Below are 24,459 nucleotides of genomic sequence, written 5' to 3'. Positions count from 1 at the left end.
GTACAAGTGTTTGTATAGTGTTGAAGAGGTGGCAGAAGAATATGGCAGGCTTTGATAATATATCTTGTACGTAGTTGACATGTTTTTTATAATAAAATCTTTTTAGCGACAAGGTAGACGGGATCATTTTCTTAGGTTCGTATCCGGCAGATGATTTCTCTACGAAATCGATGCCGATGTTATCAATTTATGGGGAAGTAGATGCTTTAGCAACTGTAGAAAAAATAGAAAAGTTAATGTCAAAGAATACAACTATGCACATGATAAAAGGCGGAATTTTGGCATGTACGGTGAGCAAAAAGGTGATAATGCAAGCTTAATTACGCCAAAAGTACAGCAAGATGAAACAGTGAAAGTAATTGAAGAATGGTTGTTAAAACAATGATAATGAAATTAATAAATCGATTGAAAAATAAGCTGATTTAATCAGCTTATTTTTTATTTACTATATTCAATTGTCCTCTTATTTTCGCCGGAATATCCTTTTCAGAAATAACCTCGTACGAGTAAGCATATCTTCCTTTTACATGAATTTTTAAGTAAGTTTTTCGTATGAAATCATTTGGAGTGTTAGTTCCTACTGCATATTTTTCTTTATCTCCTGATTCATCAATACCCTTTAGCGAGTATATTGCTCTTCCTTCATTATGGTAATCAGGAACGCCATATCCCTTCGCGACAGCATATACATTTTTTTCTTCAGCAAGAGGATTAAACCTATCCAAATCCCCGCGCCATAAGAAAGGTAGTAAGTATATAAGTAGTCCTATTCCTAGAATGCAAAGTACAAATTTTTTCATGATCGTTTCTCCTTGTGTTTATTTACATTCTTCAGTATAGAAAAAAGTTCTTATGAATATAGGGGGGAATTCTTTAAGTTTTTCTTAATAAAGTTTAACTGTGTGAAAAAAGACCAAAATCAAAATGTTGTTGGAGCAATTGTAATAGGAGGGCCAGCTCGTATGATCCAAGACGTTGTTTTAGATCGATTTGAGTACCTTTTATCTATTGGAGCAATGAACCTAGAGGAATATAAATTTTACAAAACGCAATTTGAATTGTTAAATGCTCCTAATTTCTCTGGTCAAAATCCCCAAAAAGATTTTCACTTAGGATCAGCAGTATTTTGGAATCCTATCCGGAAAATTAAAGCAGCAGAAATGTCAAAGGAACAAAAGACGACGCTTTAATATTCAAAAACATCAATAATCTATTACGTAAAGTTTTTTGAAAATTTAGGTTTAATATCTTTAAAATAGGTGTATTACATATTACATAACAACTAAATAAAAAATCTAAAGGAGGAAAAATACAATGCATAAGAATGAAAGAAAACCGGTGGTTCATGAATATGAAAATGAACAGGAAGTAGTTATGAAAGTAAAAGAGCTAGAATTGCAAGGGATTCGCCAAGATGACATTTATGTCTTAACGCATGAAAAACATCTAACAAAAAAGATTGCGGATGATACAAACATAAATACGATTGGAGTAAAAGAACAAGGATTGGGTACAAGTATTATCAACTTTTTCTCCAAAAAAGGGGACGAGCTCCGAAATCAAATGGAGGAAATGGGGTTGTCGAGGGAGGAAGCTAATTTATATGAAGCAAAACTAGATCAAGGGAGAATTTTACTTCTAGTAACAGATGAAATACCAACGGCGAGTGATAGGCAGCCGCAAAACTATCATTCTCTCTAATAGATTGCAATATCTGATAAATAGATAAGTTAATTATTTTAGGTTGTAGCATGGAAGAAAATAAAAGTAGAGAAGGGTGAGAAAAATGAAACATACAATATTTAAATATGCTGTGATTGGGATTACGACCGGAGTTATGGTTTCCCTATTAAAAAAAGAAAATCGGAAAGTTATACAAACAAAAGGAAAAAGCGTAAAAGACAAACTACAAGAAGGAAACATAAAGGAAACATTAGAGAAGGTAACTGAGACAAGTAAACAATTCTCTGTAACTGCAGCTAATGTTGCAAAACAAACATTACCGCAACTGCTTACAGCCACACCAGTTGTCATTTCTACCATTAAAGACTTAACAGAAAACGAAAATAACAAAAAGAAAAAAGATGAAAAAATGAAAGAAGAGAGTGCTTAGATTTAATTCTAAAAAGAGAAAGTGAGGAAAAAAGTATGAAATCTCTGTATGCAATTGATGTAGGAATTGGTTTTACTAAGCGGGCATATCGACAGGATATAGATTCTGAGGTGACGATTAAGAGTGAAGCTTCCACACTAGCCCCTGTACCTAATCATGCTGAAAGTGAAGATTTAACAAAGGTAAGTTTTATAGATTTAGACTTTGCATACTACATGGGAAATGAAGCACATCAATCTGACGCTTCATTTCTTCCTCCATTTGACGAAGAAATAGAAAATTATTATGAAAGCGAACAGTTTAAACAACAAATATTTGGTTGCATTGCAAAGGATTATAAAGAAAATATCGTGTTACCTTTAGTTGTTACCGGGCTTCCCGTTACTTATTTTGGTAGTCAGCATGAGCAATTACAACGTGCACTAAAAAAAGAAACTTCCGTGCAAATCGATGGAAAATTTATTAATATTACGGTGGAAAATGCTTTGATTCTTCAGCAACCGGTCGCTTTACATGCCTATTTCTTAAAAGAGGGAATCATTCAGGAACAAGATCGTATCTTAATTATTGATGGTGGATTTCGTACATTAGAAATGACAGATATGAAACAGAATGTCATTTTAAACCATTATGAGACGGAACTAGGATGTAGCAAGCCTTTGAAAAATATTAAGAATATCCTGCAAAATCATGCGGGTGAAAGTAATCAATTGCATATTAACGACATGCCAAACATATTAGAAAAAGGATATGGAGATCGAGAAGAAAATTATGAGACAAGTCAGGTTGATATTTTAATTCAAAAAGAGTTGGATGCACACTTCCAAGACGTCATGCGTGTAGTACAAGAACAATTTAAGTTAGACCAGTATGATACTATTATTTGGACAGGAGGAATAGTAGATATCCACAAAAAACGAATTGAAAAAATGCAAGGTGAAATTGCTTCTTTCCGTATGGTAGACGCTTCAAAAGAGGCTGCACTTCATGGATACTATATGATTGGAAGTCAAGTGTTTGACGACATCACCAATCAATCTGCATATGAATCCAAATTATAATAACGACCGAAATGGATTTCGTTGAATTGACTTGCCAAAGTATGTGGTTCTTTTCCACATATAAATAAGAAAAGATGAAAAGTGCTTGTATAGAGGAAATATTTAAAATTTAGAATACAAATAACTAATATATAGGGGGTCTTCCTTGTAACAGAAGAAGACCTCCTATGCCATTTAGCTTGTAATTTAGAGGATCTAAAAACTTTTCCTCTAAGACATGAATACCTACATATAAATTTCATATTACGGATATGATTCGATCAAACATAAAACTATTCAGAAAGGAAGAATAATATGGAATGCATAAAAATGCCGAAATGGGATTGGTATCATGTGAAAACTAGTGAACTTGAAAAACTTTCTTCTATAATCCCTCCTGATGTAACATCTTATTTCTCTCAATTTGTAAAAAAAATAAGTTCTCCTTGTGAAAATGGATTATATGTTTATACGTTATCACCAAGTCAAACTTGTGTATATGGTTCGTTTTTATATGATCAAGATAAAAAGGACGCCAAAATTCAAAAATTTCTTCATTATTTCGTAGCTCATGGAATACTGATAACGGTCCAGGAAAAAGAGGAAGAGGGTTTTCAAAAATTAATACATAATTTCCCTATGGGTACAAAAAATTGTAATAGTTCCGCTGAAGGGTTATGTGCCATCTTATCAATGTTTATATCTCACTATTTACGAAAGGTTGACTATTTCGAAAACAATTTCAGAAATGTATTATGGGATTTTTATCATCATAATAACATAGCAGTTTTAGAAAGAATTTATCATATTCGTCATGAATTATTTATGAATACACATGTGTTTCGCTTAATACAAGAAGTGTTACAAGGCTTGGAGGAAGCTTGGTTAGAAAACATAACAAACACCCTTTGTTATAAACAAACACACGTAAAATTAGAGCGTGGATTACAACTCGTTAAAGAGTACCAAGAAGAATTAGACACGATGATTCATTTACAAGAAGTTGTTTCTTCTCATCGTGGGAATGAAATTATGAAAGCTCTTACTGTATTAACTGCTGTAAGTACGCCGTTGACAGCTTTAGGAGCATTGTGGGGGATGAATTTTAAATATATGCCTGAACTAGAATGGAAATATAGCTATTTAATCGCTCTCTTATTTATTATTTTCACAACAGGGAGTATGTATTTGTATATGCGATTCAAGGGATGGACAGGTGATTTATTACGAGTAAAGAAAAAGAAATCTTTTTTTAAATCTAATTAATCTTATTTTAAAAATATATGATAGATATTAACATAAATATGGTTAGTAATATTTATGAAAGATTAGAGCTCTTCTTTTTGTAGGAGGGCTCTAATCTTTTTTTAAACTATATCATATACATAGGCAGACGCATCATCTGCAATTTGTCCCGATTCAATTTAGAATATGACAAAAGAGAACTTGCGTTAGAAGACAAGCTCTCTTTAAAAGAAATAACGTAATTGAGATACTTATATAGTAACAATTGTTTTCTTTTAATTCCATATGTCTTATGTTGAGAAATAAATTATAAGTGGCTTGATAACGCTAAAACGGATTATTGACATAATATTACGACGATAATATAATGAATCTCGAATTCGAGATAACTTGTAAAGGATTGGGAATTGTGAGCATGATTAAAGATGAAAGCTTATCTTTAAAGTTACTCGTTATATTATCAAGGGCAGTACAGTCAATCATTAAATGTATTGAAAAGGTTACAAAAATTTATGGACTTAATCCAACTGAATTTGCAGTGCTTGAGCTATACTATGTAGTAAAAGTGATCAGCCTATACAAAAACTTAGAGAGAAGTAGTATTACGTATGCGTCAAATATTTCAGAAGGTATTGAATTGATGGATACTATTTTTCCTCAGCATAAAGAGGGGATTCGGCAAATATTTGATAGTTTGGACTATAGGGAGAAAAAATGATAATTAAACAGTTGAAAAAGTTAGGATGTTACACACAGAAATTGTAAGTTTTTAGAGGTTATTTCTGTTTAGTAATATCCTAATTAAATATAAATTAAATAAATAGGAGGAAAAATTAATAAGTGGTAGTAAATGTATTGTAATACAAAATTAATAAATCATATAATTTCAAGTGGTATAGCGAGAAGTGAGATTGTTATATTAACGTATACATATTGTCCTTTTCATTATAAATCTTTCATAAAGCGGAGAGTGGGTATCAAGAATGGAATTACGTCATTTAGAGTATTTTATTCAAGTTTGTAATAATAATAGTTTTACTAAAGCTGCGGAAGTTCTAGGTATTTCACAGCCGACTTTAAGTCAACAAATCCGTGTGTTAGAAGGTGAACTTGATACACCTTTGTTTCATCGAGTTGGAAGAGGTATCAAAATGACAGAAGCGGGTAAGCTGCTATTTGATAAAGGAAAATTTATCATGCAACAATTTGATGACGTTTATAATGAAATTTTTGAATTAAAGGGTGTAAAAAGAGGTGTAATTACTATAGGAGGTTTATTAGAGGATCTCACCTATTTAACACCTTATATTATGAAGTTTCAACAACATTATCCCAACATCGTAGTAAAAATTATAGAATCCGAAGTTGCTGTAAATCAAATCGTTGATAAAAATATTGATATAGGGATCACGCGTAGTGCTCAAATTCCAGACACATTAACAAGCACCCTTTTGTATAGCGAAGAGCTCGTCCTTGTCATTCCAAAAAATCATCCTTTGAATGAAACATCATCGGTTTCTTTTCGAGAATTAGTAGGGCTGAGTAGAATAATGGTTTCATGTAGTTGTCGTGAATCTATTAAAATATATTGTGAGAGTTTAGGGTTATCTTTATCTGAAGCAAATATAGAAACAAAATCTTCTATTTCTTTATTGAGCCTTGTACACAATGGACACGGTGTTGCTATAATACCTCTTTCACTAGTTGACTTTGTTAATAATGATACTTTGAGCATAGTTCGTATTATTGATCCAACACCAAGTCAAGATATTAATCTGATTCATTTTGATGATAAATTTTTAAGTTTTGCAGCACGGATCTTTATGCAGAAGTTACATAATCCTGAAAAGGTATTAGTATAATAGAAATAATAATGATTATAGTGTGAGAATTAAAAATGATACATAACTCTTGGGATAAGACCTAAATTACAGTCAAAGGGCAAGTAGATTTATCCCACTTTAATGGGCAGTAAGACTCCTACCTCAAAATTCAGCGAAAGCAAAGAATTTAGGTGGGGGATCAACTGCCCATAAAAGTCCGATTGGTTCAACTAATAATCAGTGGGGGATGAAGAAAACCCCCACTGATTAAAGTTTCACTTTATATGTGGGGTATAGTCACTTCAAACCGGAATACCATTGACTTTTACTTAAGGGAAAAAGGGCAGACTTTGCAAGGAGAGAAGGCTGTGAAAAACAAGTCAAGTTAATCAATTAACTCTTCGGTCTTATCGCATAGTAATAGATTCCATTAGGGATATACTGCTATTTCTTTCTAAGTATCCTTATTGCACAAAGAAAACCACCGGCATTATACCGGTGGTTTTGACTTAGAAAGCAAAGCAAGTACAACCAATACCCCATTTAGTTCCATCTTTTCCTATTACGGTATGAGTGTGTTGATGGAGAGGGTTACTGCAACTATGTAACTTGTGATCATGGCTGTCATGAGAAAGTATAGTGTGGGCTAGGTTAGCACCACCATAACCATAAACTCCTGTCGGTGACCAATCAGGTGATGCTGGCGGCAATTCAGGTGATAAATTTTTAAATTCATCATTTCCATAAACAACCTGCCCACCCATAATGGTGAGTAATGATTCAAGGTTCTTGATTTCTTCTTCTGGTACAGTAAAGTAGTCAGCAGACAATACAGCAAGATCAGCAAACTGACCTACTGCAAGAGTTCCTTTTTTACCTTCATCATCAGAGAACCACGCACTTCCTTTTGAATATAATTCCAGGGCTACTTTTCTATCAAGTTTATTTTTCTCATCGTATATCGAAAGTCCACCAATGGTTTTTCCGGCAACCATCCAGTAAAGAGCGACCCAAGGGTTATAGCTGGAAACTCTAGTTGCATCACTACCGGCGCCAACAGGTATACCTAGGTCTAACATACGATAAATCGGAGGAGTACGCTTTGCAGCTTCCTTTCCGTATAAATCAACAAAGTATTCACCTTGAAAAGCCATGCGGTCTTGGATGGCAATACCGCCATTTAAAGCCTTAACACGTTCCATACTACGATCTGAGATTGTTTCTGCATGGTCAAACCACCATCGTAGACCATTAAAAGGAATTTCTTTATTGACTTCCTCAAATACATTTAAGAAACGTGTGATTGACTCGTCATAAGTTGCATGTAAACGGAATGGCCAACAGTTTTCTACCAATAGAGAAATTACTTTCTTTAAGTCAGCTTCCATCATCGTAGCTAGTTCAGGCCGTGGCATTTGAAATTTTTCAAAATCGGCTGCCGAGAATACTAACATTTCTCCGGCACCATTCATTTTATACTTATCAGTTCCTTGACCTGGAGAAACAATTTTGGCCCATGAAGCAAAGTCTTCATATTCATGATTAGGATTTTGTGTAAATAGATTATAAGCAATACGCAAAGTTAATTGTTCCTTCTCGGCTAAATGTTCAACAACTTTGTAGTCATCAGGATAATTTTGGAATCCGCCACCTGCGTCAATAGCACTTGTAATACCTAATCTATTTAATTCGCGCATAAAATGGCGAGTTGAATTAATCTGGTCGTCAAAATTAAGTATTGGTGCTTTACCCAAACTTGAATAAAGAATAGAAGCGTTAGGATTCGCAATTAAAAGGCCCGTTGGATTACCTCGTTTATCTCGCTCAATTAAGCAGCCTGGAGAGTCTGGGGTATCTTTTGTGTATCCCAGTGCACGCAGCCCAGCACGATTTACAAGTGCTCTATCGTAAAGATGTAGCACAAAGACAGGTGTGTCTTCAGAAACAGCATTAATTTCTTCTAAAGTTGGCAACCGTCTCTCTTTAAATTGAAATTCAGACCAACCTCCAACTACTCTTACCCACTGAGGAGCAGGTGTACGCCTTGCCTGTTCTTTGAGCATTTCGAGAGCTATGGCAAGTGAAGGCACACCTTCCCATCGTAATTCCATATTATAATGAAGACCGCCACGAATAACGTGTATATGAGAGTCATTCAGGCCTGGAATAGCTCTCTTTCTTTTAAGGTCTATTTTTTTTGTTTTTTCTGTGGCACTATTAAGAAGCTCATCTCCACCTACTGCAGTTATTAAACCATCAGTTATGGCGATAGCAGATACCTCAGGTTGAGAGGGATCAAGGGTAGTAATTTTTCCGTTATATAAGATCATATCCGGCAAATTCATATTCACACCTCGTCTACTTCCTATTATTTTGTAACCATGGATGAAATAATTTACCGAAAATCGGCATAACTACCCATGATAGCAAGGACACTATACATACAGAAACAAAAAAAGCGGACATAATAGGATTCATATGTTTTATAATAGGTCCTATCAATTTAGGAACTAACATGCTAAGAGGCCATACACCCAGAAGGGTAACGATAGACATTTTCCATTTTTGCGGTGGAATTGGCGTTTTCGGAGTAACAAACCAATAAGCCAAACTACTTTCAGTTTTGTAACTTGGATTAGTAGCTTGAAATTGTTCTGCCTTTTTTAACAAATCCCGGCGAACATCTGATTCTTGCCAAGCACGTAGATGCTCATACGTATCAAAGCGAAAAATAACAGTATACTCTCTGGATTCGTTATTTGGGACTATTAGATTTACACCTAAATGACCTGGGAATTTAGTAGCGGCAGCTTCGATTTCATGTCTCCATGTTTCAAACTGTTTTTCTTTACCTTGTTGAATTTCCCATGTAACAATCGTTGTTACTGGATCGGTAGCATCCATCGTGTTCCCTGTATGAGTCTCTTCGACAGCTATTCCTTCGTGTTTCATATTTTCCTGCTTGGAAGCGCGCCATGCACCATAGTATATGCGTATTCTACACCTTGACCATAAGCACCAGTGTGTTCCTTTACAATCTCCATTACAGCATCATAAGTGTCTTTGTGTGCCCAGTCACGTTGGTATTCAAGTAAAACTTGAATTGCTGTCACTGGAATTGCACCAGCTTGTTCTACACGACGCATAGCAGCGTTATGTGCTGTCAAACTAGTACCACCTGAAGCATCATCAACTGCATACACCTCATAGCCAGCTTTAATTGCTTCAAGCACAGGGAATGCAAGGCAAACTTCAGTCCAAAGTGCTGCAAATATTAATTTCTTTCTACCTGTTGCTTTAACTGCTTCAACAAATTTTGGATCTTCCCAAGAGTTCATTGAACTGCGTTCTATAATTTCATGGTTTGGGAATATGTCAAGAATTTGCGGCCAAAAATAACCAGAAAAGCTGCGTGTCTCAACTGTAGTAAGAATAGTAGGTACGTTAAAAGTTTTTGCTGATTTAGCAAGCAACATAACGTTATTAATCAATGTTTGTCTATCAATACTTGCAACTCCAAAAGTCATTTGAGGTTGAAAATCAATCAAAATTAAGGCACTGTTCTCCGGATTTAATAATTCTAAATTACTCATAATAAAACGCTCCTTTTTTTATTATTTTCAAAAATTTAATTTAAGCTGTAATCATAAAAATAAAAGCTTTGCTATACTTTTTAATTTAAAATTTAGTGCTGATTTAATCAGCACTAAATCTATACTATCTACTTTAAAAAAGTAATTTAAAGCTATTTCTTTGGCATACATTTATGCATTTTGTTTACTAAGATCGCGCTGAGCTCCTAAATAGCTTCCAATTATATTTTGATAACCTGGAAGATTACTAGCAAGTAAATTGCCAAAACCTTCGACATCGTTGCGCCAATCGCGTTGTAATTCGCAAGCTATGCTAAACCAATTCATAAGTTGTACGCCATTATGTGCCATACGCGTATTGGCAGCATCTGCAACTTGTTTGCTGAAAGTTCCTGAAGCATCAGTAACAGCAAATACTTCATATCCAGCTTTTATAGCAGAAAGTGCCGGGAAAGCAACACAAACGTCCGTAACTACGCCCGCGATGATAAGTTGTTTTTTTCCAGTTTCTTCGATTGCTTTTACAAAATCATCATTATCCCATGCGTTAATTTGTCCAGGTCGAGCTATTTTTTGTGCGTGAGGAAAGAGATCAACCAATTCTTGCATTAAAGGTCCATTAGGTCCGTTTTCAAAGCTAGTTGTTAAAATAACTGGTAAATCAAAAAACTTAGCAGTGTGGGCAAGAGCTAAAACATTGTTTTTGAATTCATCAACACCATAGTCACGTACTAGTCCGGACATAAGACCAGTTTGATGGTCTACTAAAAGAACGACAGCATCATCTTTGTTAATACGAGAATAGAGATCAGTCATTATGTATTCCTCCTAAAAATTAAGTAATCGAAGAAATTTTAAACAGTAGAATATCATCCTAAATTTCTTCGTTTGTTACGATTAGTTTGTAACTAAACTGACCGTTCATATGAGATATAGCAGCATTCGCGGAACATGAAGCGCTATACAAATTTATAGTATTTGAAAACCAATTGGTTAATCAATTCTAAATTATCTATAATTTGTATAGGTCGTAACTATAGTTGTTTTCACTATAAAATGGATTGATTTTACCTATACATTCTATAGATAGAACGATATTGATAGTCACCTATTTTTGTTATTAGAATTGAATTGGAGGAATTTTCAGCGAATACTTCATGATGAAAAAGGTAGGAGATGGGGAATTGTTCCATAAACAGAAAATGAAACCATTGGAACAATAGAGTTTCATGCACAGAGTTCACAATATAAATGGGCATAAATAGGTTATGAGATTCATCGGGAGTATTAAAGAAAAGGATACATATTAAAGGAGGTAGGAGAATGGCAAAAATTACTGTAGGAACCGAAAATCAAGCACCAATTGAGATATATTATGAGGATCATGGTATAGGGAAACCGATTGTACTCATTCATGGTTGGCCGTTAAGCGGTCGATCTTGGGAATACCAAGTTCCCGCTCTTGTTGAGGCTGGATACAGAGTTATAACATATGATCGTCGAGGTTTTGGAAAATCATCTCAGCCGTGGGAAGGGTATGAATATGATACCTTTACTTCTGATTTACACCAACTATTAGAACAGTTAGAGCTTCAAAATGTCACACTCGTTGGTTTTTCTATGGGTGGAGGCGAGGTAGCCCGGTATATTGGGAAATATGGAACCAATAGAATAGAGAAGGCTGTATTTGCAGGAGCTGTACCACCATTCCTTTATAAGTCAGCAGATCATCCTGAGGGTGTATTAGATGATGTAGCAATTCAAGGATTTGAAAATGGAGTAAAAAATGATCGCCTAGCATTCCTTGATGAGTTTACGAAAGGATTTTTTGCTGCTGGAGATCGAACTGACTTAGTTAGTGAACCATTTCGACTTTACAATAGGGATATAGTTGCGGGTGCATCACCTAAAGGAACGCTAGATTGTATCGCTGCTTTCAGCAAAACAGACTTCAGAGGCGATTTAGCCAAGATTAATATACCTACCCTTGTTATTCATGGTGATTCAGATGCAACTGTACCATTTGAATATAGTGGGAAATTAACACACGAAGCAATTCCTAATTCTAAAGTAACGTTAATAAAAGGTGGTCCACATGGACTAAATGCAACGCATGCCAAAGAATTTAATGAAGCGCTCCTATCATTTTTAAAGGACTGATTACAACTATATAATTGTTAATTGATCAGTATAAACAAGTTAAAATAAAGCTTTATAAAAGATGCTCTTGGATAAATCCAGGAGCATCTTTTTAAATAGTGATATTGAGATGTTAGGTTGATAAATCTCCATTAGTTTCGAATTGAATATTCTTCTTAATAGCTAAAATGTAAGGTTTAGATTTTTTAGGTCTCTTAGATGTATTTGTTTATTATTATATTAATATAAAGAAAATAATTTGAATTACCCTCAAAACAAAGATTTTTTGTCAGAAAAAAATAAAACATTATTAATTTTTATAATTAGTCGAATTTTTATAGAAATAATTCTCTTAATATATTAAAATAACATTGTATTATGTCAGATTTTAATTAGGGGAGAGAAATTTTATGTTGAAAAAAATCATTCCAGTTGCTTTAGCATTAAGTACAGTTACTTTTACTAGTCTATTTGCTGCGCCTTCAATCCAAGCAAGTACAGAACCAAACCGCTACATAGATGTACAAATGCTCGGTATTAACGATTTTCATGGCCAACTAGACACTGTAAAAAAAATTAACAATAAAGATGCAGGAGGAATTGAGTACTTAGGGGCTTATTTACGTGATCGTGAAAAACAAAATCCAAATACATTAAAGGTACATGCTGGCGATGTTGTTGGAGCAAGTACTCCTGTTTCAGCATTATTACAAGACGAACCTACGATTGAATTTCTAAATGATTTGAAATTCGATGTTGGGACTATAGGAAATCATGAATTTGATGAAGGTGTTGCGGAAATGAACCGCCTTATTTATGGTGGATACCATGAGAAAACAGGGAATTTTAAAGGAGCAAAATTCCCATATGTTGCCGCAAATTTCTATAATAAATCCACCGGTCGTTTATTTTTACCACCATTCACGATAAAAAAGGTACAAGGAGTTCCTGTTGGATTTATCGGAGTCGTAACAACGGATGTTCCTAACCTTGTTATGCCTACTATGCTAAAGAATGTAGAAATTACAGATGAAGTTGAAGCTATTAACAAATCCGTAAAGCAATTAAAAAAACTAGGCGTTAAATCTATCGTTGTTCTTGCGCATAACGGGGGTACAACAGATGGGAACGGTGTAACAAATGGTGATATCGTCCGATTAGCAAATGAGACTGATCCAGAAGTTGATGTTATTTTTGGTGGGCATAGCCACACTTATGTAAATGGAACTGTTAATAATAAACTTGTCGTACAAGCAAATTCTTATGGTATGGCTTTTGCTGATGTTGATGTAAAGATTGATCGTAAGACACAAGATATTGTTGAGAAAAAAGCAGAAATTGTTACAACTTACCATGAAGGCATGGAGCCTGATAAAAAAATAAAGAAGAAGATGGAGAAATATCAAGCAAAAATCGCACCTCTTGTTAATGAAGTTGTAGGTAAGTCTATTGCTCCGCTAGATCGCAAACTAAATACGGCTGGTGAATCTACTCTTGGAAATTTAGTTGCTGATGCTCAGCGCGCAACAATGCAATCTCAAATTGCACTTATGAATCCTGGTGGTATTCGTAATGACTTAGATGCTGGTGATATTACATGGGGAGAGATATATGGTATTCAACCATTCGGAAATCAATTAATAAAAGTAAATTTAACAGGCCAAGACATTCGTGATATTTTAAATCAACAATGGCAAAAAGACATAACAAGAATGCTTCAAATTTCAGGGATCCAATACACTTGGGATGCGAACAAGCCTAATGGAGAAAAAGTAACAAATATTCGCTTAACAGATGGAGAAGAAATTATTCCTTCTCAAACTTACAGCGTAGTTGCGAACGCATTTCTAGCTTCAGGTGGAGATGGATTTGTATCCTTTAAAAACGGTAAAGATGCTGAAACAGGACCAACTGATTTTGAAGCATTAGTAGATTATATAAAAAAATCAAAAGAACCAATTCAGTCTGTTATTGATGGAAGAATTCAAAAAATAAATTAGTTTTTTATTAATCTCAAAAACAAATAGATTACCTGCGCACTATACTTTTTCGTGTGGGGGTAATCTATTTTTTGTGGGTTTGAAATAAAGTCTTACTGTGGCCAATGGGTATACCGTCTAGATGGAGAATTAATACAAACTAGTCTCCCTGAGCAGGCAGAAGAAAACGGTTTGGAACTAGAATGGATTCGACATAACATGGACTCTATTCGTTTAGATCATGGGTTATGCATCAAAAGTCCTAAGGTTAGTTGTGAATTTTTAGATTATTAATTAGAAAAACGATTGAAGAGTTACGTCAACAGCAAGAAGGCATACATGATTTTAAGAAGATAAAAAGAAAGACATCGGATGCCTCTAAAGATGTAATCATAGAAACTTTAAAGAATAAGATCAACCTTTTAAAACATAAGAACAAGTTATTAGAAAGTGAAAAGGAGCACTTGAAAACACAACTAAAAAAAGATTTTGGGAAAGTGTATGAAAATTTATAAATATGTGATACCCTTCTATCAGTTTTAAAATAACACACTTAATAGGGGGGCACACGACATACCCATCAACCTAACATAAAATAAACTATCCCAAAATAAAAAAATGAATAAGCTACACAAAATTCTTGTTTTGTTTTGGGTAATTAATGGTTATAAACGAAAAACTGCAATGTCCCAAGGAACATGAAAAATGACCCTTAGGACAAATCGAAAATTAAGGGAATTAAAAAAAGATGAAAAGGCGATTCTTTAAATAGAAAAAAGTCGCCTTTTCATCTGAAAATATTTCTTAAAGAAAAAACTTAACAAATCAAGGGCATTACATAATCAATTTTCAATTGTTTTTTCGGTTTCAGTGCAAGAATGATTTCATAGAATTTCTAATCTATACATTCAATGATTTTGAAAATACATCCTTCGCAATCTAAAAATGTTTAATGTTCGTAATTAACCTTATATTTTGATACCATTCGAGCCTTACACCAGAGTCGAATATTGCAAATAGGGATGCATGTTGAATAAATGTGTAACGAGCCGAGTATAATACTAACATTTCTTTATGACAAAATATGGTGGTGGATATGGCGAAGCAGATGGTTAATTTTTTTCAGATTGCTCTTATCCTTATTGGTAGTACTGGAATTATTAATCATGTCATTATAATTCCGATGTTATTAGATCATTCTGGTCGAGATTCCTGGATCTCAATTATAATTTTGAGTTTAGTGTATATTATTTGGATTCCTTGTGTATTTATCGTTCATAAATATACAAGGGAAGAACATTTATTCTCGTGGTTAATGCGAAATTATGGCGGATTTATCACATATCCATTGCTTTCTATAATTGTTTTATATTTAATTTTTCTAGGCACAGTCACATTAAAAGAAACACTAACATTCTTCTCTTTTTATTTACCAGAAACACCTAGAATATTATTGGGAGTACTTTTATCGATTATCTGTTTTTATAATATACAAAGAGGGGTTCAATCTATTGCACTCACAACAGGCATTTTATTACCGGTTGTATTTTTGCTTGGATTTTTTGTAATGATCGCAAACTTTCCGCATAAAGATTATTCTTTACTTAAACCGATAATGGAGCATGGGATAGACCCAGTAATAAAAGGGATGATTTATCCAGCTGCAGGTTTTATCGAACTAATTTTCATTCTTTTTTTACAACATCATATGCGAACCAAAATTAAATTATCTCAATTGATTATAGTCGGAATCATTTTAGCTGGTATTACACTAGGTCCTACCATGGCAGCTATTGTAGAGTTTGGTCCATTTGTGGCTGCAAATCAGAGATATCCAGCCTTTGAAGAATGGCGACTTGTGTCAATTGGGAAGTATATTGAACATCTAGACTTTCTTTCTGTGTACCAGTGGCTTGTAGGGGTTTTTATTCGTATATCACTCGTTATTTTTCTCATTCCAGACGTGTTACAAGTTACAAAAAGGAAAACGAGTAATCAAATTAGGTTTGCATTGCTTATGTTTATGGTGATTATTTGTATACTACCCATCAGTGATGCCAGTTTTTATTGGTTTTTATCTTATGTTTTTTTACCAATTTCAGCAATAGGGTTATTTTTGTTTTCTATGCTTTTACTTGTATTTGTTTGGGTCTCTAAAAATAAGAAAAGAGCTTAGAATATTATATATTCGGTTAATGGATGCAAAGGGGATAATATAGATGAGAACAGTGGAAGTAAATGAATCCATACTCCGTGTATGGTTTGAAGGCTGCAAAGATGTAAAAATAATGAACCGTAAATGGTGTGAAGATACAACTACAACAACGATTTTATTGGTGTATTGTCAACATGTAATTGATCATACAAAGTTAAAGCAAGCGATAGCTCCTGAAATGTGTAACGACCTTTTACAGAGCTCATTTAAAGATTCAAATCTTCTAGCATCTAACTCTCAGTTCCCAGTAACAACGTTAGAGTTAGAAAACTCAAACGAAAATGTTTCTCGAATGCTATTTGAAGGAAAGCTACTTATTATTTTTCAAGAATATAAACGAGGGTACACAATTGATATTGCGAAATTACCTACAAGATCTATTGAACAATCCAATACAGAAATGACAATTCGCGGAAGCCGGGATGGGTTTGTTGAAGAACTTAGCACAAATATAGGTTTAATTAGAAAAAGGCTCAAAACAAGCTCACTTAGCTACGATGAATTTATTATTGGAGAAAGGACGCAAACGAAGGTAGGACTTTTGTATCTAAAAGATGTAGCATCACAAGAAACAATTAGTCAAGTTCAATTAAAGCTAAAAGAAATTAATATTGATGGTGTGGTTTCAAGTGCCCAGATCGAAGAATTCATTACGGGGAATCAATTTAGTTTATTTCCTTTAATTGAATATACAGGTAGACCAGATTATGCAGTGAATTGTTTGTTGCATGGGCGCTTTATTCTATTAGTTGATAGTTCACCGACTGCAACGATTGCACCAGTTTCTTTCCCGTTTTTTGTAAATACTGCTGAAGATCAAAATTATTTTTACTTATTCGGTAGTTTTATACGATTATTAAGTCTTTTTGGAATAGGGATATCTATATTCCTTCCTGGATTTTGGGTAGCCTTAGTTACATATCACCCTGATCAAATTCCTTACACATTACTAGCTACATTAAGCTTATCAAGAGAAGGGATTCCTTTTCCGGCTCCATTAGAGGGACTGATTATGATTACCTTATTTGAACTGCTAAGACAAGCAGGCCTACGTATTCCTACTGCATTTGGACAAACTTTATCTGTGGTAGGTGGGTTAATTATCGGACAAGCAGCTATAAGTTCTGGATTTGTTTCACCATCGATGGTCGTCATGATAGCTATTTCCGTTGTTTCAACTTTTACTTTAGTCAATCAATCATTTACTGGGTCATTAAGTATTTTGCGGTATGGTGTTTTTTTAATGTCTTCTTTTTTAGGAATCATAGGTTTTATATTTTCCATACTTGTAATTGTAATACACGTAGCAAATTTACGTTCATTCGGTCTCCCATTTCTCGCGCCATATTCCCCTCCCATGTTTAGTAGTATGCTACCATCCACATTTCGGATTCCTTTCACAAAGATGAAGAAGCGACCAAAAGAACTTCATACGTATGATAATACAAGGCAAAGGACAAATAATGATGAAAATAAATAAAAAAGGTGTGCTATTCCTTCTCATGTTTCTTTTTTTACTCACAGGTTGTTGGGATAGACGAGAATTAGAGCATGTTTTATTTATAAATACCCTAGGAATTGACTTTAAAGACAATCATTATATTATTTATCCGCAGTTTATTAATTTTACCAATATGGCGAAAGAAGAAGGAACCGCAAGTCGTAATTACAGTCCCGTTTATATTGGAAAAGGGGAAGGGGAAATTTTATATGGCACAGCTTTTGATTTTTATAAAAGTACACAACAGCAAGTTTCATGGGAACATATTAAAAGTATCGTTGTGACGGAAAGATTCCTCAAAAATGGTAATTTAAATCAACTTAATGATTTTCTCTCTCGTTTTTTTCAGTTTCGAAACACGATGTGGGTATTTGGAACAACGGAACCATTAGAAAACATACTAGCAACGAATAATATATTTAATATTTCTTCTTTATATACTCTTATGAATTTACCACAAGAAACGATTAGACAATATGCAAGTGTGGATCCCTTGCGACTGTATACGTTTCGATCCAATTATTATGAGCCGGGAATGACAACTCGGATTCCTTTTTTAGCTACAACTACAGAACATTGGAAAAAGGGGCATAAACCATTCCGGATGTTAGAATTTAATGGATATGGTTGTATAGCTGCTAAGTCCTATGTCAATCATTTAAATGATTCTGATATAGCAGGAGTTCGGTGGACTAACAAAAATACAAATCGAGCCCCTTTACTATTAAAATTTAAGAATCAAGCCATTGGAGAAATCACATTAAAAAATCCTAAAATAGATACGAAAGTTTCTATAGAAAAAGGAAAACCACATATTGTCATGAATATCCGGCTAGAAGGCGATATGTATCAAGTAATGAAGTCGATGCCTATACATAAGGTTAAAAAAATTGCTGAGAATCTAGTTGAAAAAGAAATTAGAATGACCTATCAAACAGGGATGGAAAAGGGGATTGATGTTTATCAATTATCCCATCTACTATATCGTGATCAGCTAACTTTATGGAAGAAATATCAAAAAAAAGGAATGATACCTCTTCAAAACAATACATTAGATCTGAACGTTTCAATAAATATATCCACCAATGGGAAATCGAAAGTCACACCTATAAAAAATGTTGAGGCTCAGGGATAATCAGTTTTGATAGTAAATAGATTACAATTAAAAAGATTCGCTGCCGGAAATATCGGATATGGCTTCTCCCATGTTTTCGTGTAAATAATTTTGTTAATCACAAATCTATTCTTAAGAAAATATATAGAAAAGAGGGGACAGTTCTTTTATCCATCTACGAGAGCATCCGTACGATCCATTACTTGTTACTGGTTCTGTTACAAGCATTCAATAATGTTAAAATATACAACAAAATATAAGGTTACTTATAAACATTATACATATTTTGATTAATAATACCCGTAATTTTTATTTGGTTTTTCAGAGCAGTATTTTCACAATCATTGAATGTTCAGGTTAATAATTTTATGAAATCATTTTTGCGCCAAAACCTAATATTGACCAAAGTCAGTATTTAGGTGTAATAGAGCAGAAATTGTGGTTCTGGTGCAAAAAATACAGCGCTTGCGAGATCAGTTTTCCATAAAATGATGATTTCCAGTTGCCAACGGGGTGAGTAGAAACCATGTATTTGCTCCATTCGAACAATGCCCTCAACAGTAGTAAATTTAGAAACAATCATTAAGAGCATCAATGAAGATGATATTTTAACCAGGCTAAAACAAGAGCATTTACTTGAAGAAAAATACCCAATTAAGAGGATTCGTGCAATTAAAGGTGAAATCCAACCACCTTATCTCTGGAAGTAAGAGAATTGAAAAAATATAAAAAGGCAATTCTTTATATTTAAAGAATCGCTTTTTTATATAAAATATTCCTTAACGTACAATTTTCTTTTTTGGGTCTTGTGACCCCTATTACTCCTCTTTAAACTGCCAACCTTTCAAAATGAAGTTATACTTAAAATTTAAATAGTGTATTTAAGCGAAAAAGAATAAAGATGGAATAGCGCAGTGGACGTATGACGATATACCCGAGAAGTTATGGAGTATTAGACCACTCAGTAAATTTTGGGGTATATCGTATAAAACGGAAATGAAATTAAATCGAAAAGGTATACATACGATTGGGGATTTAGCACAATACCCGTTGAAGTATTTAAAACAATCATTTGGTGTAATAGGAGAAGAATTACACTTGCATAGTAACGGGATTGATTTCAGCAGAATAGCAGAGAAATATGTTCCAGCGACAACATCTATAGCGAAAAGCCAAATATTATTTCGTGATTATTCAATAGAAGAGTTCATCGTTATTTTACTAGAGCATGTAGAAGAAGTTTGTTACAGATTGAGAAGAGAAAAGAAATATGCACAAACGATTCATTTTTCAGTTGGATATAGTAAGGAATACGGAGGAGGAATAAAAAAAGCACATACGTTAAATAGAGCAACGAATTTAACGATGGACATTTACAACGTTTGTAGCTATTTTTTACACGAGAAGCATACAGGAGAGCCGATTCGATCGATCAGTCTTTCCTTAACAAATTTAATACATGAAGGAGAAGAGCAAATTTCGCTTTTCGATAACATTATTCAAAGAGAAAAAGAAATGAGATTAACGAGGGTTATGGACGAAATTCGAACACGATTTGGTAAGAACAGTATTCTACGTGGAATTTCCTACACAAGCGTCGCAACAACAAGATATAGAAACACATTATTAGGAGGGCACAAATCGTGAAGAATGCTAATATGCCAAAAAGAAGAGGAATGGTAAAGTGGCAACCGTTTGCTAGTATGCCAGAGCAGTTCGTCTGTTGTGATTTGAACCATAACTTTGCCGTTCCGGCAAGGTTATGGTTCTTTTTGTTTGCGGCAAACTTATGCTTCCAGGATCTGAAGAATATTCTTAATGTCGCTTTTAAAAAGTCACGATTTTTATAAAAAAGTTACAATGTTTTTGCCTTTTAATTAAAGAGTTCTGACTATACTTTATTTTAAAGCTACAATAATTCCTTGATAAATAGAATTATTGTAAAGTAATGATAATTAAATTATATATTATTTGAAAGTGATGAAAGGAAGTAGTAACAGGTATTTTTTCTTTTAGAGAGTCGGTGGGTGGTGCAAACCGATAGAAAGAACTTGTGAATCTGTCCTTGAGCGAAATGTGGAACACTTCAATGTGAAGTTAGTAATCGTTTCCGGTTAAAAACCGTTAATTTTTTAAGTTGAAAGCTTATATTTTCTATGCTTTCAACTAGGGTGGCAACGCGGGTTAACTCTCGTCCCTTTTATAGGGACGGGGGTTTTTTGTGTTTTTTAGTGAAATTCCCTACCTTAAAAGTTTAACGTGAACGAAGAAGATGGCATTATTCACTTATTAAAGGAGAGATAAGATGTGTGGAGGTAAAAATTAATTAGACTAATAGAAAATTAATAAACATGGTGATTTTTGGGGTTATTATTTCAATAAAATCATGAGGTTGGTATGTGAAAGGGGGCAACAATAACAAGTTGCTCCTTTTTTTAATAATTCTATGAACAACATTAATTTGTTTTCTGAAATATTTTCAAGGAATATAGAAAGAAATTTTAGAATTTTTAAAATTCCAAAATAGGAAACTAAACTTTCTATAATTGATAAATGTTACATTTGAATAAGAAACTATTAGCAGATCTAACAGGTACACTTTATTTATGGGGATGACAGCATGCAAATCTAATGATTTAGCCAGCACAGCTGAAAAATCAAATGTGCAATAGAAAAAAGATATGCCAATGCCTGTAAAAAAAATTAATACAACTACTAATGCAGGATCCTTTAAATGTAGACTTAATATAGCTTTGAAATAAAGTCGTATCGTCTTATTCTTTTAATAATAAATTGGTAAGCAATGTATAACTATAGGTAAGGAAGAGGGACATCTAAAGCATGCTCAACATAAATATGAACCTTGACATGTCAGTAAGTGTATTGTAGATTAAGTTAATGACTTAAACCATTAACCATATAACGTTAGAGGGGAATAGTTACAGTAGATCTGGAGTTCTGCATTTGTACATGTTATAGAGTTATCTAAAATGTCATTTCAGATGGAACATATACTTTTAGTGACCTGTACAGTACAAGTAATCGAGACTTTAAACTATTTGCAGAGCACCTATTTTAAATTCGTATCTTGACAAGTTAATGGGGGTATAGTAGATTTGGTTAGTGACTTAAATCATTAACCATATAACGAAGGGGAAGTGGTAATAAAGGTATATATTCTCTGTATTTGTACAGGTAATAGAGTTAAATCAAATATCATTTCATTTAGAATATAAACTCTTATTGATCTAAACAATATAAGCAATTAAAACTTCAAACTACTTGTAGAGCACCTAAATCCAATGAGCATATTGACAAGTTGATGGGGATATTGTAGATTTGGTTAGTGGCTCAAATCATTAACCATATAACAATGGGGGAAGGAAGTGCTCATGAGAACTGAGAAACCCGTATTTGCACAGGTTGCAGAGATGATTGAAAATGATATTTTATCTGGTACATATAACCCGGATGACTTAATTATTTCAACCACTCAGATTTCTAAGCTTCTCTCAGTAAACCCAACTACATCGGTAAAGGCTGTTAAGATTCTCGCAGATAAAGGAGTGCTCTATAAAAAGCGAGGAATTGGAATGGCAGTAACCAATGAGGCAAAGAAAATCATATTGGACGAGCGAAAAAAAGAGCTGTTAGATACGATACGACAATCGATGAAAATTGGTATATCACGAGAGGAAATAATTAAATTAGTAATGGAGGAAAACGATGATTAATTTATTTAATGTAACTAAAGATTATGGGAAAAATGAAGGGTTGCGGAATTTCTCCGTAACCTTGGATTCACCTGGTATTTACTGTTTGCTAGGTAAAAATGGGGCAGGAAAAACTACCTTTCTCAAATTAATTGCGGGTCACCATAATGCTAGTGCTGGTGAAGTCAGAGTTGAGGGGAACCTCGTAAATATGATGCGTATGCCAGAGCAAGTATATTTTGTTCCTAGTGATGCAGAACATTTTAATATGCGTATCAGGGACTTATTCAAGACTGCAAAAGAATTGCACAGTCAATTTGATCTCAATTTCGCAATTGAAATTGCGGAAAAATTCAAACTGGATTTAAACAAAAAGTATGAACAAACATCATTTGGAATGAAGGTTATGGTCAACACAATCCTTGGAATGGCTAGTAACAAGGCTGTAATTATTCTAGATGAACCAGTTTTAGGGTTTGATGCTATTACACGTAATAGTTTTTACGATTTATTACAAGTATGCAACGAACAGAAACCAAAAATTATTATTGTGTCCACACACTTAATTGATGAAATTTCTAAAGTTGCAGAAAAGCTTCTTATCATTGATAAAGGAGAACTGAAATTATATGCAGATACCACTGATATTGATGAAATGGCTTATTCTGTAACAGGTCCAGTTGATATCGTCGAACAGGTAACGAAAGGTCTAAATATTATTGGTAAAAAGAATGTGGGTGGATTTGTATCACAATACATTTTTGACAAACCAATTGAGGATACAGATACAGTAATGATATCACCTTTGGGCTTACAAGATTTCTTCATCAGTCTTGTTGAAGAAGAATAAAAAGAATTTGATTGTGAAAATATAAAATTAGGAGGACTTAAGATGAATGCACTTGCTGTAGCAAAGCTAAATTTTAAGAAAGTAAAATTATCGTACGTTATTTTTATCGCAGCGATTGTCTTACAAATAATTAGTTACGTAATCAATGATTTATTAGGAACAACAAATAAAGGACAATTTTATTTAAGTTTTAGTTTTTACTCTTATATCATAATTTTAATGAGTGCGGTGCTCATTCCTGCTAAGAATTTCCGGAAAATTATGAATCTTAATGTAAAAAAGCTGGATTATATGAGAGGGATCCTTATAAATTATATTGGTTTCGCCCTTGTTATTTCGCTATTTACAGCGCTTTGCTATCTTTGTTTAGATAAACTATTACCTGTAGGTAATAATGGATTTGTAGCCAATCCATTTGGTGTTTTTGGTTGGGATAAAAATGGAGTTAGTATTGCCTTCATTCGTCAATTTGTATTTATGCTGATGGTTGCTTTGATTGTTCATACATTAACTACCATCCAAGGTACTTGGTATGGTTGGCTTACAGATATTATCATTGTAGCTATCATTTGTGTATTTACACCTATTGCTGCACTTCGAAAAGTATTAAGCTTGATATTTGAAACACTAATCTTTACTCCTAATGCAGTTATTCAAATAATAAGTTGTATTGTAGTATCTGTCATTGTCTATGTATTATGTGTTTTGGTCGTAAGTTGGAAGAAGATTTAAATATTAATAAGTTATCATTTACTAAAGGATAGAGGCAGTAAAGGCGAAATGAGCATCCGTTATATTTTGCTGAGTATAAGTAAAATAGGACAGGATAGAAAATAAAAATACTCATCTTAACTATTATAGGCCGCTTTATACGCGCTGAAATTACTAACTAGAGATTTAGTGGAGGGATTATTATGTTTACCAAGCGTATTGTGGCAAGTGCAATAATAATTTCACTTGCAGCTTGTGGTACAACGCCTGAAAAGCCGGATAAGAATTCACAGAACCAAAATGTTACGCAAGGCACAAAAAATTTTGATGAGAAGGATTTAAAAATAAAAACCTACTAATTATTTTCAAGATAAAAATTAATAAAAAATATATTTTTTTCACATGGATATCACCCCAACGCAA

At 33.7% G+C, this 24,459-nt stretch carries 19 protein-coding genes, 5 pseudogenes and 1 other annotated feature; of the genes and pseudogenes, 19 read left to right on the top strand and 5 right to left on the bottom strand.

All coding sequences use genetic code 11. From position 1 onward, the window contains the following. Positions 1 to 107: 107 nt before the first annotated feature. Positions 108 to 385: pseudogene (locus PDL00_RS31225) on the top strand (alpha/beta hydrolase); the annotation flags it as partial. 46 nt (positions 386 to 431) lie between these two features. On the opposite strand, the gene PDL00_RS31220 reads toward PDL00_RS31225, so the two are convergent. Next, on the bottom strand, positions 432 to 800 hold the full coding sequence (locus tag PDL00_RS31220; RefSeq protein ID WP_270733420.1) for a YxeA family protein: 369 nt from the start codon (positions 798 to 800) through the stop codon (positions 432 to 434). Positions 801 to 902: 102 nt separating this feature from the next. Here PDL00_RS31220 and PDL00_RS31215 point away from each other — a divergent pair. The 7 genes and pseudogenes from PDL00_RS31215 to PDL00_RS31185 all read left to right on the top strand — a co-directional run. After that, positions 903 to 1,187: pseudogene (locus tag PDL00_RS31215) on the top strand (alpha/beta hydrolase); the annotation flags it as partial. Positions 1,188 to 1,314: 127 nt separating this feature from the next. Further along, positions 1,315 to 1,701, top strand: coding sequence for a general stress protein (locus PDL00_RS31210; protein ID WP_270733418.1), 387 nt, complete (start codon positions 1,315 to 1,317; stop codon positions 1,699 to 1,701). A gap of 85 nt (positions 1,702 to 1,786) precedes the next feature. Beyond that, positions 1,787 to 2,113, top strand: a complete 327-nt coding sequence (locus PDL00_RS31205; RefSeq protein ID WP_270733417.1) for a peptidase U61 — start codon at positions 1,787 to 1,789, stop codon at positions 2,111 to 2,113. 35 nt (positions 2,114 to 2,148) lie between these two features. After that, a complete protein-coding gene (locus tag PDL00_RS31200) occupies positions 2,149 to 3,174 on the top strand; it encodes a ParM/StbA family protein (protein ID WP_270733416.1) in 1,026 nt (341 codons plus the stop codon). 294 nt (positions 3,175 to 3,468) lie between these two features. Further along, a complete protein-coding gene (locus PDL00_RS31195) occupies positions 3,469 to 4,419 on the top strand; it encodes a magnesium transporter CorA family protein (protein ID WP_270733415.1) in 951 nt (316 codons plus the stop codon). Positions 4,420 to 4,807: 388 nt separating this feature from the next. Next, positions 4,808 to 5,163 (top strand): annotated as a pseudogene (locus PDL00_RS31190) (MarR family transcriptional regulator). 218 nt (positions 5,164 to 5,381) lie between these two features. Then, positions 5,382 to 6,260: a LysR family transcriptional regulator gene (locus PDL00_RS31185; RefSeq protein ID WP_270733412.1), complete on the top strand. Its 879-nt coding sequence runs from the start codon at positions 5,382 to 5,384 to the stop codon at positions 6,258 to 6,260. A gap of 470 nt (positions 6,261 to 6,730) precedes the next feature. Here the strand turns inward: PDL00_RS31185 and PDL00_RS31180 are convergent, their stop codons facing one another. From PDL00_RS31180 to ycaC, 4 genes are all read right to left on the bottom strand, one after another. Next, on the bottom strand, positions 6,731 to 8,566 hold the full coding sequence (locus PDL00_RS31180) for an amidohydrolase (protein ID WP_270733410.1): 1,836 nt from the start codon (positions 8,564 to 8,566) through the stop codon (positions 6,731 to 6,733). Positions 8,567 to 8,579: 13 nt separating this feature from the next. Continuing rightward, on the bottom strand, positions 8,580 to 9,173 hold the full coding sequence (locus PDL00_RS31175; RefSeq protein ID WP_270733408.1) for an antibiotic biosynthesis monooxygenase: 594 nt from the start codon (positions 9,171 to 9,173) through the stop codon (positions 8,580 to 8,582). Next, the gene (locus PDL00_RS31170) at positions 9,170 to 9,814 is read right to left on the bottom strand and encodes a hydrolase (protein ID WP_000067162.1); all 645 of its coding nucleotides are present in this window, start codon (positions 9,812 to 9,814) and stop codon (positions 9,170 to 9,172) included. Before PDL00_RS31170 ends, PDL00_RS31175 begins: the two co-directional genes overlap by 4 nt. Positions 9,815 to 9,985: 171 nt before the next feature. Continuing rightward, on the bottom strand, positions 9,986 to 10,630 hold the full coding sequence (ycaC, locus tag PDL00_RS31165; RefSeq protein WP_242251388.1) for an isochorismate family cysteine hydrolase YcaC: 645 nt from the start codon (positions 10,628 to 10,630) through the stop codon (positions 9,986 to 9,988). 507 nt (positions 10,631 to 11,137) lie between these two features. Between ycaC and PDL00_RS31160 the strand changes: the two genes are divergently transcribed. The 11 genes and pseudogenes from PDL00_RS31160 to PDL00_RS31110 all read left to right on the top strand — a co-directional run bounded on the left by PDL00_RS31160 (position 11,138) and on the right by PDL00_RS31110 (position 24,395). Further along, complete coding sequence (locus PDL00_RS31160) at positions 11,138 to 11,974, top strand: alpha/beta fold hydrolase (protein ID WP_270733407.1); 837 nt, start codon at positions 11,138 to 11,140, stop codon at positions 11,972 to 11,974. Positions 11,975 to 12,363: 389 nt separating this feature from the next. Continuing rightward, complete coding sequence (locus PDL00_RS31155) at positions 12,364 to 13,953, top strand: bifunctional metallophosphatase/5'-nucleotidase (protein WP_270733406.1); 1,590 nt, start codon at positions 12,364 to 12,366, stop codon at positions 13,951 to 13,953. A 1,087-nt stretch (positions 13,954 to 15,040) separates the two neighbouring features. After that, complete coding sequence (gene gerXB, locus PDL00_RS31150; RefSeq protein WP_270733450.1) at positions 15,041 to 16,108, top strand: spore germination protein GerXB; 1,068 nt, start codon at positions 15,041 to 15,043, stop codon at positions 16,106 to 16,108. 43 nt (positions 16,109 to 16,151) lie between these two features. Then, positions 16,152 to 17,627, top strand: a complete 1,476-nt coding sequence (gerXA, locus tag PDL00_RS31145; RefSeq protein ID WP_270733404.1) for a spore germination protein GerXA — start codon at positions 16,152 to 16,154, stop codon at positions 17,625 to 17,627. After that, positions 17,614 to 18,783: a Ger(x)C family spore germination protein gene (locus PDL00_RS31140; RefSeq protein WP_270733402.1), complete on the top strand. Its 1,170-nt coding sequence runs from the start codon at positions 17,614 to 17,616 to the stop codon at positions 18,781 to 18,783. Before gerXA ends, PDL00_RS31140 begins: the two co-directional genes overlap by 14 nt. Positions 18,784 to 19,647: 864 nt before the next feature. Beyond that, positions 19,648 to 20,409: pseudogene (locus PDL00_RS31135) on the top strand (DinB/UmuC family translesion DNA polymerase); the annotation flags it as partial. Further along, positions 20,406 to 20,486, top strand: a pseudogene (locus PDL00_RS31130) (YolD-like family protein); the annotation flags it as partial. The pseudogenes PDL00_RS31135 and PDL00_RS31130, both read left to right, overlap by 4 nt. A gap of 247 nt (positions 20,487 to 20,733) precedes the next feature. Further along, positions 20,734 to 20,964: a binding site (T-box leader), on the top strand. 1,190 nt (positions 20,965 to 22,154) lie between these two features. After that, entirely contained in the window at positions 22,155 to 22,496 is a 342-nt protein-coding gene (locus PDL00_RS31125) for a GntR family transcriptional regulator (protein WP_002160770.1), read from the top strand. Then, on the top strand, positions 22,489 to 23,325 hold the full coding sequence (locus tag PDL00_RS31120) for an ATP-binding cassette domain-containing protein (protein ID WP_078172943.1): 837 nt from the start codon (positions 22,489 to 22,491) through the stop codon (positions 23,323 to 23,325). The genes PDL00_RS31125 and PDL00_RS31120 overlap by 8 nt, the downstream gene beginning before the upstream one ends. A 42-nt stretch (positions 23,326 to 23,367) precedes the next feature. Further along, a complete protein-coding gene (locus PDL00_RS31115; protein ID WP_098629509.1) occupies positions 23,368 to 24,057 on the top strand; it encodes a permease in 690 nt (229 codons plus the stop codon). 182 nt (positions 24,058 to 24,239) lie between these two features. Then, positions 24,240 to 24,395, top strand: coding sequence for a hypothetical protein (locus PDL00_RS31110; RefSeq protein ID WP_270733395.1), 156 nt, complete (start codon positions 24,240 to 24,242; stop codon positions 24,393 to 24,395). Positions 24,396 to 24,459: the final 64 nt, after the last annotated feature.

It is taken from the genome of Bacillus cereus group sp. TH152-1LC, from assembly GCF_027710505.1.
Classification (GTDB): Bacteria; Bacillota; Bacilli; order Bacillales; family Bacillaceae_G; genus Bacillus_A; species Bacillus_A mobilis.
Note: the sequence above shows the minus strand (reverse complement) of the source record. Positions and strands in the feature narration are given on the sequence as shown.

What these genes read in the sequence shown, in the direction of transcription:
- PDL00_RS31155 (WP_270733406.1), top strand. Translation starts at nt 12,364, where the DNA reads ATGTTGAAAAAAATCATTCCAGTTGCTTTAGCATTAAGTACAGTTACT.
- PDL00_RS31220 (WP_270733420.1), bottom strand. Translation starts at nt 800, where the DNA reads ATGAAAAAATTTGTACTTTGCATTCTAGGAATAGGACTACTTATATAC.
- PDL00_RS31170 (WP_000067162.1), bottom strand. Translation starts at nt 9,814, where the DNA reads ATGAGTAATTTAGAATTATTAAATCCGGAGAACAGTGCCTTAATTTTG.
- PDL00_RS31175 (WP_270733408.1), bottom strand. Translation starts at nt 9,173, where the DNA reads ATGAAACACGAAGGAATAGCTGTCGAAGAGACTCATACAGGGAACACG.
- PDL00_RS31140 (WP_270733402.1), top strand. Translation starts at nt 17,614, where the DNA reads ATGAAAATAAATAAAAAAGGTGTGCTATTCCTTCTCATGTTTCTTTTT.
- gerXB (WP_270733450.1), top strand. Translation starts at nt 15,041, where the DNA reads ATGGTTAATTTTTTTCAGATTGCTCTTATCCTTATTGGTAGTACTGGA.
- ycaC (WP_242251388.1), bottom strand. Translation starts at nt 10,630, where the DNA reads ATGACTGATCTCTATTCTCGTATTAACAAAGATGATGCTGTCGTTCTT.
- PDL00_RS31205 (WP_270733417.1), top strand. Translation starts at nt 1,787, where the DNA reads ATGAAACATACAATATTTAAATATGCTGTGATTGGGATTACGACCGGA.
- PDL00_RS31200 (WP_270733416.1), top strand. Translation starts at nt 2,149, where the DNA reads ATGAAATCTCTGTATGCAATTGATGTAGGAATTGGTTTTACTAAGCGG.
- PDL00_RS31180 (WP_270733410.1), bottom strand. Translation starts at nt 8,566, where the DNA reads ATGAATTTGCCGGATATGATCTTATATAACGGAAAAATTACTACCCTT.
- PDL00_RS31115 (WP_098629509.1), top strand. Translation starts at nt 23,368, where the DNA reads ATGAATGCACTTGCTGTAGCAAAGCTAAATTTTAAGAAAGTAAAATTA.
- gerXA (WP_270733404.1), top strand. Translation starts at nt 16,152, where the DNA reads ATGAGAACAGTGGAAGTAAATGAATCCATACTCCGTGTATGGTTTGAA.
- PDL00_RS31110 (WP_270733395.1), top strand. Translation starts at nt 24,240, where the DNA reads ATGTTTACCAAGCGTATTGTGGCAAGTGCAATAATAATTTCACTTGCA.
- PDL00_RS31120 (WP_078172943.1), top strand. Translation starts at nt 22,489, where the DNA reads ATGATTAATTTATTTAATGTAACTAAAGATTATGGGAAAAATGAAGGG.
- PDL00_RS31125 (WP_002160770.1), top strand. Translation starts at nt 22,155, where the DNA reads ATGAGAACTGAGAAACCCGTATTTGCACAGGTTGCAGAGATGATTGAA.
- PDL00_RS31210 (WP_270733418.1), top strand. Translation starts at nt 1,315, where the DNA reads ATGCATAAGAATGAAAGAAAACCGGTGGTTCATGAATATGAAAATGAA.
- PDL00_RS31160 (WP_270733407.1), top strand. Translation starts at nt 11,138, where the DNA reads ATGGCAAAAATTACTGTAGGAACCGAAAATCAAGCACCAATTGAGATA.
- PDL00_RS31195 (WP_270733415.1), top strand. Translation starts at nt 3,469, where the DNA reads ATGGAATGCATAAAAATGCCGAAATGGGATTGGTATCATGTGAAAACT.
- PDL00_RS31185 (WP_270733412.1), top strand. Translation starts at nt 5,382, where the DNA reads ATGGAATTACGTCATTTAGAGTATTTTATTCAAGTTTGTAATAATAAT.